This is a genomic window from Stenotrophomonas maltophilia (assembly GCF_006974125.1).
GTDB lineage: Bacteria > Pseudomonadota > Gammaproteobacteria > Xanthomonadales > Xanthomonadaceae > Stenotrophomonas > Stenotrophomonas maltophilia_O.
On sequence record NZ_CP037858.1, the window covers coordinates 625,701 to 641,163 of the forward strand.

General features: G+C 68.2%; 12 protein-coding genes. 10 read left to right on the plus strand and 2 right to left on the minus strand.

Annotation, left to right across the window (positions count from 1 at the left end; all coding sequences use genetic code 11):
* Positions 1 to 89 precede the first annotated feature (89 nt).
* Complete coding sequence (locus EZ304_RS02850) at positions 90 to 986, plus strand: LysR family transcriptional regulator (RefSeq protein ID WP_142806215.1); 897 nt, start codon at positions 90 to 92, stop codon at positions 984 to 986.
* Between the two features lie 99 nt (positions 987 to 1,085).
* Here EZ304_RS02850 and EZ304_RS02855 read toward each other — a convergent pair whose 3' ends face one another.
* A complete protein-coding gene (locus EZ304_RS02855) occupies positions 1,086 to 3,881 on the minus strand; it encodes a beta-glucosidase family protein (RefSeq protein ID WP_142806216.1) in 2,796 nt (931 codons plus the stop codon).
* Between the two features lie 337 nt (positions 3,882 to 4,218).
* Between EZ304_RS02855 and EZ304_RS02860 the strand changes: the two genes are divergently transcribed.
* Entirely contained in the window at positions 4,219 to 4,653 is a 435-nt protein-coding gene (locus tag EZ304_RS02860; RefSeq protein ID WP_099553200.1) for a VOC family protein, read from the plus strand.
* 187 nt (positions 4,654 to 4,840) lie between these two features.
* Entirely contained in the window at positions 4,841 to 5,545 is a 705-nt protein-coding gene (locus EZ304_RS02870) for an AraC family transcriptional regulator (protein ID WP_142806218.1), read from the plus strand.
* Positions 5,546 to 5,554: 9 nt separating this feature from the next.
* On the opposite strand, the gene EZ304_RS02875 is transcribed toward EZ304_RS02870, so the two are convergent.
* On the minus strand, positions 5,555 to 6,433 hold the full coding sequence (locus EZ304_RS02875) for a sterol desaturase family protein (protein ID WP_260678216.1): 879 nt from the start codon (positions 6,431 to 6,433) through the stop codon (positions 5,555 to 5,557).
* Positions 6,434 to 6,619: 186 nt separating this feature from the next.
* On the opposite strand from EZ304_RS02875, the gene EZ304_RS02880 reads away from it, so the two are divergent.
* The 7 genes from EZ304_RS02880 to EZ304_RS02910 all read left to right on the plus strand — a co-directional run bounded on the left by EZ304_RS02880 (position 6,620) and on the right by EZ304_RS02910 (position 15,391).
* Entirely contained in the window at positions 6,620 to 7,525 is a 906-nt protein-coding gene (locus EZ304_RS02880) for a LysR family transcriptional regulator (protein WP_111203929.1), read from the plus strand.
* Positions 7,526 to 7,617: 92 nt separating this feature from the next.
* Positions 7,618 to 8,268 carry a DsbA family oxidoreductase gene (locus EZ304_RS02885; protein WP_099553197.1) on the plus strand — a complete coding sequence of 217 codons (651 nt, stop codon included), beginning with the start codon at positions 7,618 to 7,620 and terminating at the stop codon, positions 8,266 to 8,268.
* A gap of 35 nt (positions 8,269 to 8,303) precedes the next feature.
* The gene (locus EZ304_RS02890) at positions 8,304 to 9,311 is read left to right on the plus strand and encodes a cyclase family protein (protein ID WP_142806220.1); all 1,008 of its coding nucleotides are present in this window, start codon (positions 8,304 to 8,306) and stop codon (positions 9,309 to 9,311) included.
* A gap of 282 nt (positions 9,312 to 9,593) precedes the next feature.
* Positions 9,594 to 10,208, plus strand: coding sequence for a translesion DNA synthesis-associated protein ImuA (gene imuA / locus EZ304_RS02895; RefSeq protein ID WP_142806221.1), 615 nt, complete (start codon positions 9,594 to 9,596; stop codon positions 10,206 to 10,208).
* Positions 10,209 to 10,217: 9 nt separating this feature from the next.
* Positions 10,218 to 11,627 carry a Y-family DNA polymerase gene (locus EZ304_RS02900; RefSeq protein ID WP_142806222.1) on the plus strand — a complete coding sequence of 470 codons (1,410 nt, stop codon included), beginning with the start codon at positions 10,218 to 10,220 and terminating at the stop codon, positions 11,625 to 11,627.
* Positions 11,628 to 11,633: 6 nt separating this feature from the next.
* On the plus strand, positions 11,634 to 14,744 hold the full coding sequence (locus EZ304_RS02905; RefSeq protein ID WP_142806223.1) for an error-prone DNA polymerase: 3,111 nt from the start codon (positions 11,634 to 11,636) through the stop codon (positions 14,742 to 14,744).
* 140 nt (positions 14,745 to 14,884) lie between these two features.
* Positions 14,885 to 15,391: a hypothetical protein gene (locus tag EZ304_RS02910; RefSeq protein ID WP_099553192.1), complete on the plus strand. Its 507-nt coding sequence runs from the start codon at positions 14,885 to 14,887 to the stop codon at positions 15,389 to 15,391.
* Positions 15,392 to 15,463: the final 72 nt, after the last annotated feature.

Genomic DNA, 15,463 nt, shown 5'->3' on the forward strand with positions numbered 1-15,463 from the left:
GGGAAGCGGCCAGCATGCCGTGCGGGCCTTGTTGGAAAAACACGACAACAACTGCAACACTGTCAAATCTACTTTGACAATGAATTGCCATGGTCAGCCTCGATCGCTTCGATATCTTCCGGGCCGTGGTCGAGGCCGGCAGCCTGACCGCTGCGGCCGATCGCCTCGGCCTCAGCCGCGCGGTGGTCAGCTTCAACCTGAAGCGGCTGGAGCAGGAACTGGGCGTGACCCTGCTGTTGCGCAGTACCCGCCACCTGGCCCTGACCGAGGCCGGCGAACAGTTCCTGCAGCACTGCGTGCAGGCGCTGGATGCCGCACAGGCAGCGATCGATGCCGCGCGCCGCGACCAGCATCAGCTGCAGGGCGTACTGCGCCTGACCACTACGCCGGAATACGCGCAGCTGCGCCTGATCGCAGCGCTGGAGGCCTTCCGTGCCCGGCATCCGGCCCTGCAGCTGCACCTGTCGACTTCACCGGCACCGGCCGACCTGATTCCCGAACGCTTCGATCTGGCGATCCGCCTCGGCCGCCTGCCAGATTCGGGCCTGCACGCCAGTGAACTGGAGCGCCACCCGCTGTGCGCGGTGGCGGCTCCGTCCCTGCTGGCGCGCCTACCCTCCGCCGAGGCGGCCGATGATCCTGTACAGCTGGGAACCCTGCCCCGCCTGGGCTACCCGCGTCTGGCCGATGTGCCGGTGGTGGCACCGGATGGCAGCGACGCCCTGTTTGCCACCAACCCGGGCAACGCGGTGGTGCGCGTGGATGGCGCCAGCAGCCTGCGCGCTTTCGCTGTGGCCGGCGCCGGGGTCACCGTGCTGCCACGCTGGCTGATCGAGGACGACCTGGCCCAGGGTCGCCTGCGGCCGGTACTGCGCCAGCACCGCTTCCCGCAGCAGAGCGTGTACGCGGTCTACCCGCACAGTACGCAGCCCTCACCAAAGGTGCGGCAGCTGATTGATTTCCTGCGCGACCGGTTCGCCACATAAAAAGGGGACGGAGGGGATTAAGTCGTTTATGCATAAACGACTTAATCCCCTCCGTCCCCTTTTTCAGACACGGCCCTGTGCGGGCCGTGTCTTCAGGCATCAGCGCAGCACCTGCTCCACCAGCTGCACGTCCACGCTATGCAGCGGTTCGGCGGCATTGCGCGACAGTTGCACCTGGTAACTGCCGCCGTCGATCTTCCACTGGCGGGCCTGCGCATCGTAGTGGGCCAGGGTCTTCGGCTCGGCTTCGATGCGGATGCGACGCTGTTCGCCCGGCTGCAGGGTCACCTTGTCGTAGCCGATCAGGCGGATCGGCGTGCTGCTGCCAGCCGGCAGCTTCAGGTACAACTGGGCCACGTCGGCACCGGCGCGCTCGCCGGTGTTGCGGATGTCGACGCTGGCGACCAGGCGCGAACCCTCCACGCTCACTTTCAGGTTTTCATAGGCGAACGAGGTGTAGGACAGGCCGTGGCCAAAGGCGAAGGTCGGGGTCAGGCCCTTGGCCGCCATCCACTTGTAGCCGACGTTGGCACCTTCGATATCGAAATCGAACACATCACCAAACGGCTTGGCCGGCTTGAAGCCGAGGCCGTCGATGTGCGGGCGCGGCAGCTGCGATTCATCCACCACCCAGGTCACCGGCAGGCGACCCGACGGATTGACCTGGCCGGTCAGCAGCGCGGCGATGCCTTCGCCACCTCGGATGCCCGGGTACCAGGCCTGCAGCATCGCCGGCACCTGCGCCAGCCACGGCGTGCGCACCGGGCCGTTGGTTTCCAGCACCAGCACGGTCTTCGGGTTGGCCTTGGCCACCGCCGAGATCAGTGCGTCCTGGTTGTCCGGCAACTGCATGTCCGGCAGGTCCACCGATTCGGCGGCCCACTGCGTGGCGAACACGATGGCCACGTCGGCCTGCGCGGCGGCCTTGGCCGCAGCAGCGGCGTTGGTGCCGTCCACATACTCGATGGTCGCGTCCGGGCGCGCTGCACGCAGCGATTCCAGCGGCGAGGACGGGTGGAAGATCACCGGGCCCGGCCAGGTGGTCGGCAGCACACCCGGCACCGCATTGGTGCCCTTGGCGGTCACGCCCACCATCGACGAACCACCGCCACCGATCACGCCCTTGTCGACATGGCCGCCGATGATGACGATGCGCTTCACGCTGTCGGCCAGCGGCAGCAGGTTGCCCTCATTGCGCAGCAGCACGCTGCCCTCTTCCACCGTGCGCTGGGCAACGGCGAAACCGGCTTCGGCATCGACCTTCTGGTGCTGCGGCGGGTTGTCGAAGTTGCCATGCAGGAACATCGTGCGCAGGATGCGCGCGACCATGTCGTTCAGGCGCGCCTGCGGCACCACGCCGCCGTGCACGGCCAGGCGCAGCGGCTCGTCGAAGAACACCGCCGCATCGAACACTTCACCGGCCGACTGCTGGTCCAGGCCGGCCAGCGCCGCCTTCGAACCGCTGTGCACGCCGCCCCAGTCGGACATCACGAAACCGGGGAACTTCCACTCCTGCTTCAGCACCTGGTTCATCAGGTAGCCGTTCTCGCAGCCGTAGGTGCCGTTGATCTTGTTGTACGAGCACATCGCCACGCCCGGGCGGCCGGCTTCCAGCGCGATCTCGAAGGCCAGCAGGTCCGACTCGTGCATGGCCTGTTCGCCGATGCGCACGTCGTGGAAGTTGCGGCGGGTCTCCATGTCGTTCAGCGCGAAGTGCTTCATCGAGGAGATCACGTGCTGGCTCTGCACGCCCTGGATCAGCGCACCGACCATCGAACCGGCCAGCAGCGGATCTTCGCCGGCATATTCGAAGTTGCGGCCGTTGCGCGGGTCGCGCTGCAGGTTGACGCTGCCCGACAGCAGGATGTTGAAGCGCTGCTGCCACGCCTCGCGGCCCATGGTCGCGCCACCGGCAAAGGCGACTTCGCGGTTCCAGCTGGAGGCGGTGGACGGGCCCGAGGGCATCGCCGTGGCGAAATCGCCCGGGCGGATGCCGCCCGGATTGGTCACGCCGACGCCGGCATCGGCCGACTGCTGCGACGGAATGCCCAGCCGCGCCACGCCCGGCACGAAACCGGCCGAACCGACCGCGCCTTCCGGCAGCGGGCCACCGTCCTTGCCCAGCCCGAAGTAGCTGTGCAGCATCTGGAACTTCTCATCCTCGGTCATCGCCTTCAGCAGCAGCGCAGCGCGCGCATCGGCGTTGAGCGTGGTGTCCATCCACGGCCTGTCGCCATGCGTGTCGGCGGCATAGGCCAGGGTCAGCAGGGTGGCACGCAGGGTGCTGCCTTCCACCTTGAACGGCGCACTGCTGGCGGCCTGGAAACCGTCGCTGAAATAGCTGGCATCCGCTTCCAGCGCCACACGCGCCGGATCGAAGCCTGCGGCCTTGGCCGATTCACCAGCCACCGCGCCGAGCAGCACCGCCGGTGCACCCAGCCGCGAACGGGTGACCAGTGCCGGCAGCTGCGCGGCACCTGCACCGGCATCGGTATAGACCGCCACGGTGTGGCGGCCGTCGTCCAGGCGCAGGTAGTTCAGGCCCGGCTGGTCGGGGCCGGATTCAGCGGCGATCGGCAGCCGGGTCAGCACGGCCTGGCCGCGCTGGGTCTGGCCATCGTCCTTGCCCGCAGCAATGAAGCGGTACGCGTAGCCCAGGCCATCGGCCAGCACCTGCAGCGGATCGACCTGGCCGATGCCACGCTGCACCTGGCGCACGCTCACCGCGTCCACCTGCAGGGTCTTCAGCTGGGCGGCCAGGGCCGGCATCGCCTCGGCGGTCGGGGCCTGTTCCAGGGTCAGCACAGTGAACGCGGCGGGGTCGGCCCAGGCCGGGGCGGCCAGTGCGGCAGACAGGGCCAGGGACAGTGCAAGCGGCTTTGTAAACGTTTTCATCGGCGGGCGTAATTCCGTTGCCAAGGCAATCGGTCCAGGGAAAGTGCCGCCGAAGGGTGCAGCGTTCATGCCGCGCAGGGGTTGCCAGGCAACGTCCCGCAGGCCGAAGGACGGGCCGGTCTGCGCGCGGGACCCTCCTCCCGGCGTGACAACCTGCCTGTCCGGGCCGCGCAGGGCGACCCAATCATGTGAAGATTGTGCGAGGGCGTTCACACCTGTCAACAGGACCTAAGTCACAGAGGCAACCCGGCCAGCGGTTATCAGGCCATCACCGGCAGTCATCAGTGCACCGCGCGGGGCTGCCGATAATGGACGTCCCTGGCCACGAACCGAGCCCATGACCGTCCACCGCGACTTCGACCATCTCTGGCGTGACCGCTGCGATACGTCCAGCCAGCGCGCGCCGCGCGTGCTGATCCGGGTGTTCGTGGCCCCCGGTGAGCTGGAGCGCAGCGTGGCCTTCTACGAGCAGCTGCAGGGCGTGGTGGCCGATGCGGGGTTCCCGTTTCCGGAGGCCGGGCTGCGTCTGGCGATGGTCGGGGCGTTCCTGTTGATCGAGGGTAGCGAGGCGGCACTGGCGCCGTTCACCTCGACCACCGGGACACTGCTGGTCGATGACGTTCGGCCCTATCACGACAAACTGGTCGCGGCTGGCGCCAAGATCATCTTCCCGTTGCAGGTGGTACCGACCGGGGCGGCGTTCAATGCAGTGCATCCCGATGGCACGGTGGTCGAGTACGTGCATCATCGGCCGGATCCGCACGGGCGCTGAGGGCGCGCGCGGCACCCGCGGTAGTGCCGACCGCTGGCTGGCAACCTCCATGCCGCGGACACCCCCGCCAACGGACCCACCCCGCCTTCGACAGTTTCTCGCGACCTGCAGTAGATCCACGCCATGCGTGGATGCTTCTTTTTTTCCATTATCGGAATATTCGATTTCGATGGAGATTCATCCACGCATGGCGTGGATCTACAATCCCGTCATGTCCTCCCTCGCCCTGCCCTGGAATGGCACGTTGCTGCTGGATGCGCACGCCGCCGTGCTTCACGGTCATGCCGGTGACAGCGCCGCGCATGCGCACTACGCCCATCAACTGCTGTTGAGCGACGGTACGCCCTGGCAGGTCGAGGTCGATGGCGTACGGCAGCAGGGCCAGCGGCTGTGGCTGCCCTCCTTCCAGACACACGCGATCCTGTCGGCGCCGGAGGCGGGCTGCACGGTGTTCCTTGAGCCGGCGCATGCCGACCTCGAACAGATCCAGCAGCACCTGCACGCGCTGCCCGGCACTGCGATGGAACTGCACGACTGGCTGCCACGACTGAGCCGCCCGCAACCGCTGGACCGCCGCGTGCAGGCGGCGTTGGCCCGTATTGCCCAGCACCTGCCCGGCCCGGTGCCGGCCGCCGATATCGCCGAGGCGGCGCACCTGTCGACCAGCCAGCTGCACCGGCGTTTCCAGTCCGAGCTGGCGGTGACCCTGCGCGGCTGGGTGCTGTGGCGACGGCTGCGCAACGCGCTCATGCATCATCTGCGCGGGCACAACCTGACCGACAGCGCGCATGCCGCTGGATTCGCCGATCTGGCTCATCTGTCGCGCAACCTGCGCCGCATGTTCGGCATCGGTGCCGCGCAGCTGCAGGGCCTGCAGCTGCACGCGGGCTGACATGTTCGATCATTCGCGCCTGCGCAGGCCTTCCGGCAGCTCCGGCACGTCACCATGCGGCAGCTCGCGGAACGGTGCCAGCAGCTGCCCCGGATAGTCGCGCGGATAGTCCGGCTGGCTGCCGATGCCGAGGTCGTGCTGCCGCAGCCGATAGCCCGGCGCATCGAAGGCGGTCCCCAACAGGTGATCCCAGACGGTCAGGAACAGGCCGAAGTTGACGTCGCCAGCGGTGCCGTAACGCATGTGGTGGAAGCGGTGCAGCGGCGCCCAGGCCATCACCCGGCCGAGCACACCGGGACGCATGTCCACGTTGGAGTGCTGCAGCAGCAGCTGGATGGCAATGGCGAAGGCCAGCACCGCAGCCACCGGCATCGGCAGGCCCAACAGCAGCAGCGGCAGCACGCCACCCACCGCTTCGGCTGCCTGGTGCAGCGGATGCTTCATCAGGCCGTTGAAGCCGTACATGCGGGTGACGCTGTGATGCACCGCATGCAGCCGCCACAGCCAGCCGATGCGATGGCTGGCGTAGTGCACCAGGGTGATGCCCAGGTCGGCGCAGACGATGGCCAGCAGCACCTGCAGCGCGAATGGCCACTGCACCGGCCACAACTGCCACGGAATGATTGCCGCCAGCAGCGGCACCGCCGCGATCGACAGCAGGTTCAGGCTTTCGTTGACCAGTGCATGCAGGGTGTCACGCAGGCTGTCGCCGTGGTCGTGGTTGAACGCCGGGTCATACGGCCACGCGCGTTCGGCGGCGAACGAGAGCCCGATGGCAAGCGCCAGCAAGGCCAGCAGCCACAGCGGGTCACCGTGGCAGTGGCCGACCCAGACGACGGCAGCGGCAACGAAACCCAGCAGGAACAGCGGGGCATACAGGCGGAGCATCCAGTGCTTCATGGGCAACCCGGAGAATGAGGGGGCTGCATGCTGGCGCAGCGTATGGGCTGCCGGCTTGAACAAACGGCGCAAGTGCGTGCCGCGGGTGGATGCGGAGCGTGGTCGGCACCGTGTTTCCTGCATCCACGCGTGGCGTGGATCTACAATGGCGCCGTTATCGCGCCTGGGACCGGCATGGATTCCTTCAACCTGATGCGTGCCTTCCGCCGCATCGTCGAACGCGGCGGGCTGGCCCGCGCTGCCGAAGACCTGGGCATGTCGCCCGCCGGGCTGAGCAAGCAGCTGCGCACGCTGGAAACTCACCTGGGGGTAGTGCTGCTGCAGCGGACCACGCGGCGCATGAGCCTGACCGAGACCGGCCACGCCTATTACCGCGAATGCTGCCGCCTGCTTGACGAACTGGACGCATTGGAACGTGGCATTGCCGAGCAGCGCGGCGAGGTGGCCGGGCGCCTGCGCGTGAACGCGCCGCAGTCGTTCGCGCTGAGCACGCTGTCGCCGCTGCTGCCACGCTTCCTGCAGCAGCACCCGCAGCTGTCGTTGGATCTGGTGATGGAAGACCGGTTGCTCGACGCGGTTGGCGAGGGTTTCGATGTGTCGCTGCGGCTGCGTGCCGAACTGGATGATTCACGCCTTGTGGCTCGCCGACTGGCGTCGCTGCAGCAGGTGCTGTGCGCGGCCCCGTCCTACCTCCAGCAGCATCCGGCACCGCAGGCGGTGGACGATCTGCAGGCGCACAGCGTGCTGGCCTACAGCCTGTCCGACTCCCCCGGCAGCTGGCCGCTGCTCGGCCCCGATGGCCAGGTGACGATCACCCTGCCGGCGCGTGTCACCGTCAACAACAGCCTGCTGCTGCGCGACCTGCTGGTGGCCGGCATGGGCATCGGCGCCCTACCCTCGTTCCTGGCGGCACCGGCGCTGGCCCGTGGCGAACTGCAGCAGGTGCTGCCCGACCACCGCTATCCGCCGCGCTTCGTGCATGCGGTCTACCCCACCTCGCGCCACCTGCAGCCCAAGGTGCGTGCCTTCATCGATTTCCTGCACGCCGAGCTGCCCGGCTGCGCCGGACTGGATTCGTAACCGCCAGCGAAAACTGAGCTGCCCGCGGCGTGCTGTTTCGGCCACGCCGCGCTGCCTAATCTGCCGCCTCCCCTCTCACCGATGGCAGGCAGATGTCTTCCGCTCCTTCCCCCGCCACCGCAGCGCCGGTGGTCGATTTCTTCCACGACGTGGTCTGCGGCTGGTGCTTCGTGCTGGCCCCGCGCCTGCAGCAGGTCTCGGCCGAACTCGGCATCCAGGTGCGCCACCGCAGCTTCGTGCTGCAGGACTCGCGCGCGCAGATGGTCGAGGTGTTCGGCTCGATGGAGCGCGCCAAGGCGATCATCCTGCGCCACTGGACCGACTGCGCCGCGCATGAAGACACCGCGCGCATCGATATCGAAGGCATGCGCGCACAGGACTTCGAGTATCCGTCCGGCTGGCTCGGCGCACTGGCCTGCCAGGCCGCCGGCATGCTCGGCGGCAATGATGCCCATGGCGCGATGTTCGATGCCGTGCAGTGGGCGCACCTGCACCAGCACCGCAACATCGGCGATGCCGAAGTACTGCTGGATATCGCCGAATCGCTGGGCCATCCACGTGGCGCCTTCGCTGACCACATGCACAGCGACGTGGTGCGCCAGCGCGTGCAGGCCGATCGTGCCGAAGCCGCTGCCCTCGGCATCCGTTCCATACCCACCGTGATCGGCGGCAACGGCCTGCGCCTGCAGACCCTGCCGCTGCCGCAACTGCGCCAGGCCCTGGCGCACCTGGTCGCGGCCTGAGCCGCACCATCCCCCACCCTGCAAGGAGATTTCCCATGACCCCACATACCCTGGCCACCGCGCTGGCCCTGCTGCTGGCCGGCACCGCCGCGTCCACCCCCGTGTCCGCGCACGAACGCGTTCCCTCCGGCCAGCAGGTCGGCACCAGCCCCTGGGGGCCGAAGGACGAGATCGGCCGCCTCAACCTGATCACCGAGGCCTCGCGTGCGGCGATCCTGTCGCGGGTGAGCGGCGGCAAGGCCTATGACCTGGCCACCGACTACTACGTCGGCATGCCCAGCTGGCAGGATGCCGGCGACCCGCACTACCAGTTCTGGATGACCCACACCCCGCGCGGCACGGTGATGGATGATCCGATGGGCGTGGGCGAAACCATGAACCTCACCCGCAGCTACACCGGCACCGCGTTCTCGATGTACAGCCACACCGGCACCCACATCGATGCGCTGAACCACTTCGGCATCCATGGAAAGATCTGGAACGGCTTCGAGGCCGACAAGCACCTCGGCGACCGTGGCTGGAATGTCACCGGCATCGAGAAATTCCCGCCGCTGATCGCGCGTGGCGTGCTGATCGACGTGGCCGCCGCCAAGGGCGTGGACATGCTGCCGGACAGCTACCGCGTCACCCGCCAGGACCTGAAGGATGCGCTGGCACGCCAGAAGGTGAAACTGCAGCAGGGCGACGTAGTGCTGATCCGCACCGGCCGCATGCGCCTGTTCGAACAGCCCAAGGCCTACATGGCCAACCCGCCGGGCATGGGCCTGGACGCGGCGCGCTTCCTGGTTGAAGACAGCGGCGCGATGATCGTCGGCGCCGACAACCTCAGCTTCGAGACCTTCCCCTCGGAGGTGTCCGACGACTACGTGCCGCTGCACACCTACCTGCTGGCCCAGCAGGGCGCGCCGATCATCGAGCTGGTGGCGCTGGACGAACTGGCCCGCGACAAGGTCTACGAGTTCGCCTTCATCGGCGGCCCGCTGAAGATCCGCGGCGGCGATGCCGCACCGCTGCGCCCGGTAGCGTTGCCGGTCCACCCGTAACCGGCACCGTTGCCCCATCCACGCATGGCGTGGATCTACCGGACTGCGGCATGGATTGGTCGGGGCTCTGTCCAGTAGATCCACGCCATGCGTGGATGCTTTACCCCTTCAGCAACCTGAAACCCGACCCTCCGATTTCATTAGTAATTTTACTCACAAGGCGAGTAGCATGTCCGGTCTCAGCCCCTGATACCGGCCCGTCGATACTCGCGCCATGCCCGCCGTTTCCGCCCGTTCCTGCCGTTTCCAGCCCGCCCGGCGCCCCTCCTGGAGGACCGGCTGATGGGTGCCGTCGTCGCCCTCGACCGGCTGCTTGACGGCCGCCAGCTGTGGCGTGGCCCGGCCCGCCAGGGGCCAGCCAGCGACCATCTGGCCAGCGGCCACCCGGCACTGGACGCACGCCTGCCCGGCGGCGGCTGGCCGGCCAGCGGGCTGTGCGAGGTACTGCAGGCGGCGCCCGGGGTGGGCGAGCTGGCGCTGGTCTGGCCGGCACTGGCCAAACTGAGCCAGCGCGACCGCCCGATCGTGCTGGTCGCCCCGCCCCATCGCCCGCATGCCCCGGCCTGGGCCGCCGCCGGGCTGGACCTGGCCCAGCTGCAGATCATCCATGCCGCTCCGAAGCAGGCGCTGTGGGCCGCCGAACAATGCCTGCGCTCGGCCGCCTGCGCGGCGGTGCTGTGCTGGCCATACCAGGCCGACGACCGCTCACTGCGCCGCCTGCAGGTGGCTGCCGACAGCGGCCAGTGCCTGGGCTTCGTGTTCCGCGAGGCGCAGGCGGCGCGCAACCCCTCCCCGGCCAGCCTGCGCCTGCAGCTCGACCACGGCCAGGTGCGGGTGCTGAAGTGCCGTGGCGGCCTTCCGCCGGCGCAGCCGTTGCCGCTGGCCATCGCCCACTGAGGCCGCGCCATGCACTGGGCCTGCCTGTTGTTGCCGCAGCTGGCGCTGGACAGCGTGCTGCGCCTGCAGCCGGACCCGCAGCGGCCATTGGTGCTGCTGCAGGGGCCGGCACAGCGTCGCGTGCTGCGTGCGGTCAGCCCTGCCGCCCGCGCAGCGGGGCTGCGCCCGGGCATGCTGCTGTCGGCCGCGCAGGTGCTGGTGCAGGACATGCACCTGCACGACTACGACCCGAACGCCGAACAGCACACCCGGCAGCTGCTGGCCAGCTGGGCCTACGCCTACAGCTCGCAGGTCAGCCTCGATTTCCCGCATGCACTGGTACTGGAGATCGGTGCCAGCCGCGCCCTTTTCGGCGACTGGCTGACCATCGAGCAGCGCCTGCGCAACGAGCTGCATGAACTCGGCTTCCGTCACCGCCTGGTGGCCGCGCCCACCGCGCATGCCGCGCGCGTGCTGGCCAATGTGCATGACGGCCTCGGCATCGATGCACAACAGTTGCCGGCAGTGCTGGCGCAGCTGCCGCTGCCGCGCTGCGGCCTGCCCAGCGAAGCGGTGACCGTACTGGGCCGCTCCGGGCTGCGCACGCTGGGTGCGGTGCTCGAACTGCCGCGCGACAGCCTGGCCCGGCGCTTCACCCCCGAGGTACTGCAGCAGCTGGATGCATTGCGTGGGCTGCCCACCGCACCCCTGCGCTACTACCAGCCACCGGACCGGTTCGATGCGCGCATCGAGTTTGAATACGAAATCGAATCCAGCCAGGCCCTGTTGTTCCCGCTGCGTCGCCTGCTGCTGGACCTGGCCGCATTCCTGTGTTCGCGCGATGGCGGCGTGCAGCGCTTCGACCTGCATTTCGAGCATGACCTGCTGCCGGCCAGCGTGCTGACCATCGGCCTGCTGGCGCCCGAGCGCGATCCCGCGCTGCTGTTCGAGATCGCGCGCAACCGCATGGAGGCCTTCGCCCTGCCAGCCGGCAGCCGCGCACTGCGCCTGCAGGCCGAGCAGCTGCCGCCGTTCGTGCCCGCCGCACGCGACCTGTTCGATACCCGGCCGGCGCAGGCGATGCCCTGGAGCCAGCTGCGTGAGCGCCTGCGCGCACGGCTGGGCGATGACGCCGTGCAGCCGCTGGCGGTACAGGCCGACCATCGCCCTGAACGCGCCAGTGGCATCCAGCCCCCGACCAAACCGCCCGCTTACTGGCCACTGCGCCCCGGCTGGCTGCTGGACACCCCGCAACCACTGCGTGATCCGCGTCTGCGCATCATCGCCGGGCCGGAGCGGATCGAATCGGGCTGGTGGGACCAGGCCGACGCGCGCCGCGACTATTACGTGGTGGAAACCGCGCACGGCCAGCGTGGCTGGGCGTTCCGCACACGCAATGACCCGCATGCGCCGTGGATGCTGCACGGCTGGTTCGGCTGAACCGCGATGCACAGCGAACTGCCCGGCTACGCCGAACTGCACTGCCTGTCGGCCTTCAGCTTCCAGCGCGGCGCCTCGATCGCCGAAGAACTGTTCGCGCGCGCCGCCGGCCAGGGCTACCACGCGTTGGCGATCACCGACGAATGCTCGCTGGCCGGCATCGTACGCGCCTGGCAGGCGGCGAAGACGCATGGCGTGGCGCTGATCATCGGCGCCGAATTCCAGGTCGAGGATGGGCCGAAGCTGGCACTGCTGTGCACCGACCAGGCCGCCTATGCGGGGCTGTGCCAGTTGATCACCACCTGCCGGCGGCGCGCGGCCAAGGGCGAGTACCGCTGCCTGCGCGAGGACCTGCTCGGCCTGCCCGACGGCCTGCTGTGCCTGTGGCTGGACCGGCAACCTGCCGCCACCGACCTGGAACTGCTGCGTGCCGGCTTCGATGATCGCCTGTGGCTGGCGGTGGAGCTGCATCACGAACACGACGATGCACGCCGGCTGCAGCAGCTGCAGGCCTTCGGCGAACGCCATCGCCTGCCGCTGGTCGCCAGTGGTGACGTGCACATGCATGTGCGCCGCCGCCGCGCTCTGCAGGATACGCTGACCGCGATCCGCCACCGCTGCAGCGTGGCCGAAGCTGGCTGGCGCCTGTTCCCCAACGGCGAGCGCCACCTGCGCCCACGCACCGCGCTGGCCCAGTTGTACCCGCCCGAACTGCTGGCCGAGACCCTGCGCATCGCCGAACGCTGCCACTTCACCCTGGAACAGCTGCAGTACACCTATCCGCGTGAACTGGTGCCCGAAGGCCACGACCCGGACAGCTGGCTGCGCGTGCTGGTCGAGCGCGGCATCCCGTGGCGCTGGAAAGACGGCATCAAACCGGCACAACGCACGCAGATCGAGCACGAACTAGCGTTGATCAGGCAGAAGAACTACGCGTCCTATTTCCTCACCGTGCAGGACATCGTGCGCTTCGCCCGCAGCCAGGACATCCTCTGCCAAGGGCGTGGCTCGGCGGCCAACTCGGCGGTGTGCTTCGTGCTGGGCGTGACCGAGATCGACCCGGCGCGCAGCAACCTGCTGTTCGAGCGCTTCATCTCCGCCGAGCGCGACGAGCCGCCGGACATCGACATCGACTTCGAGCACGAGCGCCGCGAGGAGGTGCTGCAGTACGTGTTCAAACGCTACGGCCGCGAGCGCGCGGCATTGACTGCAGTGGCAATCAGCTACCGTGGCCGCAGCGCGATCCGCGACGTGGCCCGCGCGCTTGGCCTGCCGATGGACCAGGTCAACGAACTGGGGGCGGCGATGGACCACTGGGGCGGCCACGTACCGCTGCCGGAGACCCTGCGCGAGCGCGGCTTCGATCCGGACACGCCGTTGATGCAGCGCCTGCTGGCACTGACCACCGAACTGATCGACTTCCCGCGCCACCTGTCGCAGCACCCGGGCGGTTTCGTGATCTCCGAGCACCCGCTGTCGACGCTGGTACCGGTGGAGAACGCGGCGATGGCCGACCGCACCGTCATCCAGTGGGACAAGGATGACCTCGATGCCACCGGCCTGATGAAGGTCGACTGCCTGGCGCTGGGCATGCTCACCGCCATCCGCAAATGCCTGGCGATGCTGCAGCAGCATGGCCTGCACAGTGGACGCATGGATGCGATCGAGGATGACGACAAGCCTACCTACGACATGATCAGTGCCGCCGACACCATCGGCGTGTTCCAGATCGAATCGCGCGCACAGATGGCCATGCTGCCGCGCATGCAGCCGCGCAACTTCTACGACCTGGTGATCGAAGTGGCGATCGTGCGCCCCGGCCCGATCCAGGGCGACATGGTGCATCCTTACCTGGAGCGGCGCCGGCTGCTGCGTGAACAGGGCCCGGAAGCGCTGGACAACCTGGAAGAGCCGCTGTATCCGCCGCAGCTGGAGCGCGTGTTCGCGCGCACCCTGGGCGTTCCACTGTTCCAGGAACAGGTGATGCAGCTGGCCGTGGATGCGGCCGGATACACCCCCGGCGAGGCCGATGCCCTGCGCCGCTCGATGGCCGCGTGGAAACGGCGTGGCGGGCTGGAACCGCATCGCGAAAAACTGCTGGCCGGCATGCTGAAGAACGGCTTCAGCCGCGAGTATGGCGAGCATCTGTTCGAGCAGATCAAGGGCTTCGGCGATTACGGTTTCCCGGAAAGCCACGCCGCCAGTTTCGCCCTGCTGACCTATGCCAGCTGCTGGCTGAAGTGCCACCACCCGGCCGCGTTCACCGCCAGCCTGATCAACAGCCAGCCGCTGGGGTTCTACAGCCCCGACCAGTTGCTGCAGGACGCACGCCGCCATGGCATCCGCGTGCTGCCGGTGGACGTGCGCCACAGCGACTGGGACTGCACCCTGGATTTCAGCAAGGGCGCGGCGTCGATCAGGCTTGGCCTGCGCCTGATCGACGGCTGCAACGAAGCGGCCGTGCAGGCCATCATGCACGAGCGTGCACGGCGACCGTTCGACGATGTCGGTGACCTGTGCCAGCGCACCGCCCTGGACCGCCGCCATCAAGGCCTGCTGGCCGATGCCGGTGCGCTGCGAGGGCTCAGTGGCCATCGCCATCGTGCGCGCTGGGATATCTCGGGCGTAGAGAACCGGTTGCCACTGTTCGACCAGGCCCGTGCCACCGCCGAGGCCCGCGTGCCGTTGCCACTGCCCAGTGCATGGGACGACATGCAGGCTGACTACCGCAGTACCGGCACCACCCTTGGCCGCCATCCGATCTCGTTCCTGCGTGCACAGCTGCGCAGCCGTGGCTGTCTGGATGCCGCGCAGCTGGCGGGCCACGGCCATGGCCGTCGCGTGCGCATCGCCGGCCTGGTACGCATGCGCCAGCGCCCGCAGACCGCCAGCGGCGTTACCTTCCTCACCCTCGAGGACGAGACCGGCATGGTCAATGCGGTGGTCTGGCGCCACCTGGCCGATCGCCAGCACCGGGTTCTGGTCGACACCCAGCTGATGCAGATCGATGGCCGCCTGGAGCGCGTTGATGGCGTGCAGCATGTCATCGTGCAACGCATGCACTGCCTGGATGAGCTGCTGCAGGGACTGCGCAGCCACAGCCGCGATTTCCACTGATACCGGGAATGAAGGCGTGATGGCTACTGGGTGATGGCTACTGGGTAGAGTCGACTCTACCCAGTCGACGCTGCCCGGCCGGCTCTACCCATCCCCTTTTGCATCCGCTATCGTCGGCCTATCCAAGGAAGGACGACCCGATGCCCCGTGCGCTGCTGCTGACCACCCTGGTGGTCTCGACCCTTGCCCTGCTCGTTTCCGGCTGGACCGCCTGGGGCCTGCATCGCAGCCAATCGCCAGAGCGGATCATCGAAGCGCGCGGCCTGGTCATCCACGATGCAGGCGGCCAGCCGCGGGTGATCCTCGGCGCACCGGTTCCCGATCCGCTCAGCCAAGGCCGCCCCCAAGGACCGCGTGCCACGGCACTGTCCGGCCTGATCCTGCTTGGCCCCGACGGCTCCGAACGTGGCGGCTATGGCACCAGTGACCGTGGCGGCGAAGCGCTGCTCACCCTCGACGATGCCACCGGCACCACCGAAGTCTTCAAGGTGGTGGCCAACCCGGATCGTGGCGCCAGCCTGATGGTCAAGCACCAGAACAACACCGGCGCCATGCTCACCTCCTGGCAGGGCAAGCCGGAGCTGATGTTCGTCGATGACAGTGGCCAGTCCTACTACGTGCGCCCGGGTACGAACGCCGCACCCTGATCGGCTTCTGTAGGGTCGAGCCATGCTCGACTTTGCCTCATCTTCGTAGAGCCGAGCCATGCTCGGCTGCTG

Excerpts from the sequence above, each read along its gene's own strand:
- EZ304_RS02850 (WP_142806215.1), top strand. The coding sequence starts at position 90 with ATGGTCAGCCTCGATCGCTTCGATATCTTCCGGGCCGTGGTCGAGGCC.
- EZ304_RS02855 (WP_142806216.1), bottom strand. The coding sequence starts at position 3,881 with ATGAAAACGTTTACAAAGCCGCTTGCACTGTCCCTGGCCCTGTCTGCC.
- EZ304_RS02860 (WP_099553200.1), top strand. The coding sequence starts at position 4,219 with ATGACCGTCCACCGCGACTTCGACCATCTCTGGCGTGACCGCTGCGAT.
- EZ304_RS02870 (WP_142806218.1), top strand. The coding sequence starts at position 4,841 with ATGGCGTGGATCTACAATCCCGTCATGTCCTCCCTCGCCCTGCCCTGG.
- EZ304_RS02875 (WP_260678216.1), bottom strand. The coding sequence starts at position 6,433 with ATGCTCCGCCTGTATGCCCCGCTGTTCCTGCTGGGTTTCGTTGCCGCT.
- EZ304_RS02880 (WP_111203929.1), top strand. The coding sequence starts at position 6,620 with ATGGATTCCTTCAACCTGATGCGTGCCTTCCGCCGCATCGTCGAACGC.
- EZ304_RS02885 (WP_099553197.1), top strand. The coding sequence starts at position 7,618 with ATGTCTTCCGCTCCTTCCCCCGCCACCGCAGCGCCGGTGGTCGATTTC.
- EZ304_RS02890 (WP_142806220.1), top strand. The coding sequence starts at position 8,304 with ATGACCCCACATACCCTGGCCACCGCGCTGGCCCTGCTGCTGGCCGGC.
- imuA (WP_142806221.1), top strand. The coding sequence starts at position 9,594 with ATGGGTGCCGTCGTCGCCCTCGACCGGCTGCTTGACGGCCGCCAGCTG.
- EZ304_RS02900 (WP_142806222.1), top strand. The coding sequence starts at position 10,218 with ATGCACTGGGCCTGCCTGTTGTTGCCGCAGCTGGCGCTGGACAGCGTG.
- EZ304_RS02905 (WP_142806223.1), top strand. The coding sequence starts at position 11,634 with ATGCACAGCGAACTGCCCGGCTACGCCGAACTGCACTGCCTGTCGGCC.
- EZ304_RS02910 (WP_099553192.1), top strand. The coding sequence starts at position 14,885 with ATGCCCCGTGCGCTGCTGCTGACCACCCTGGTGGTCTCGACCCTTGCC.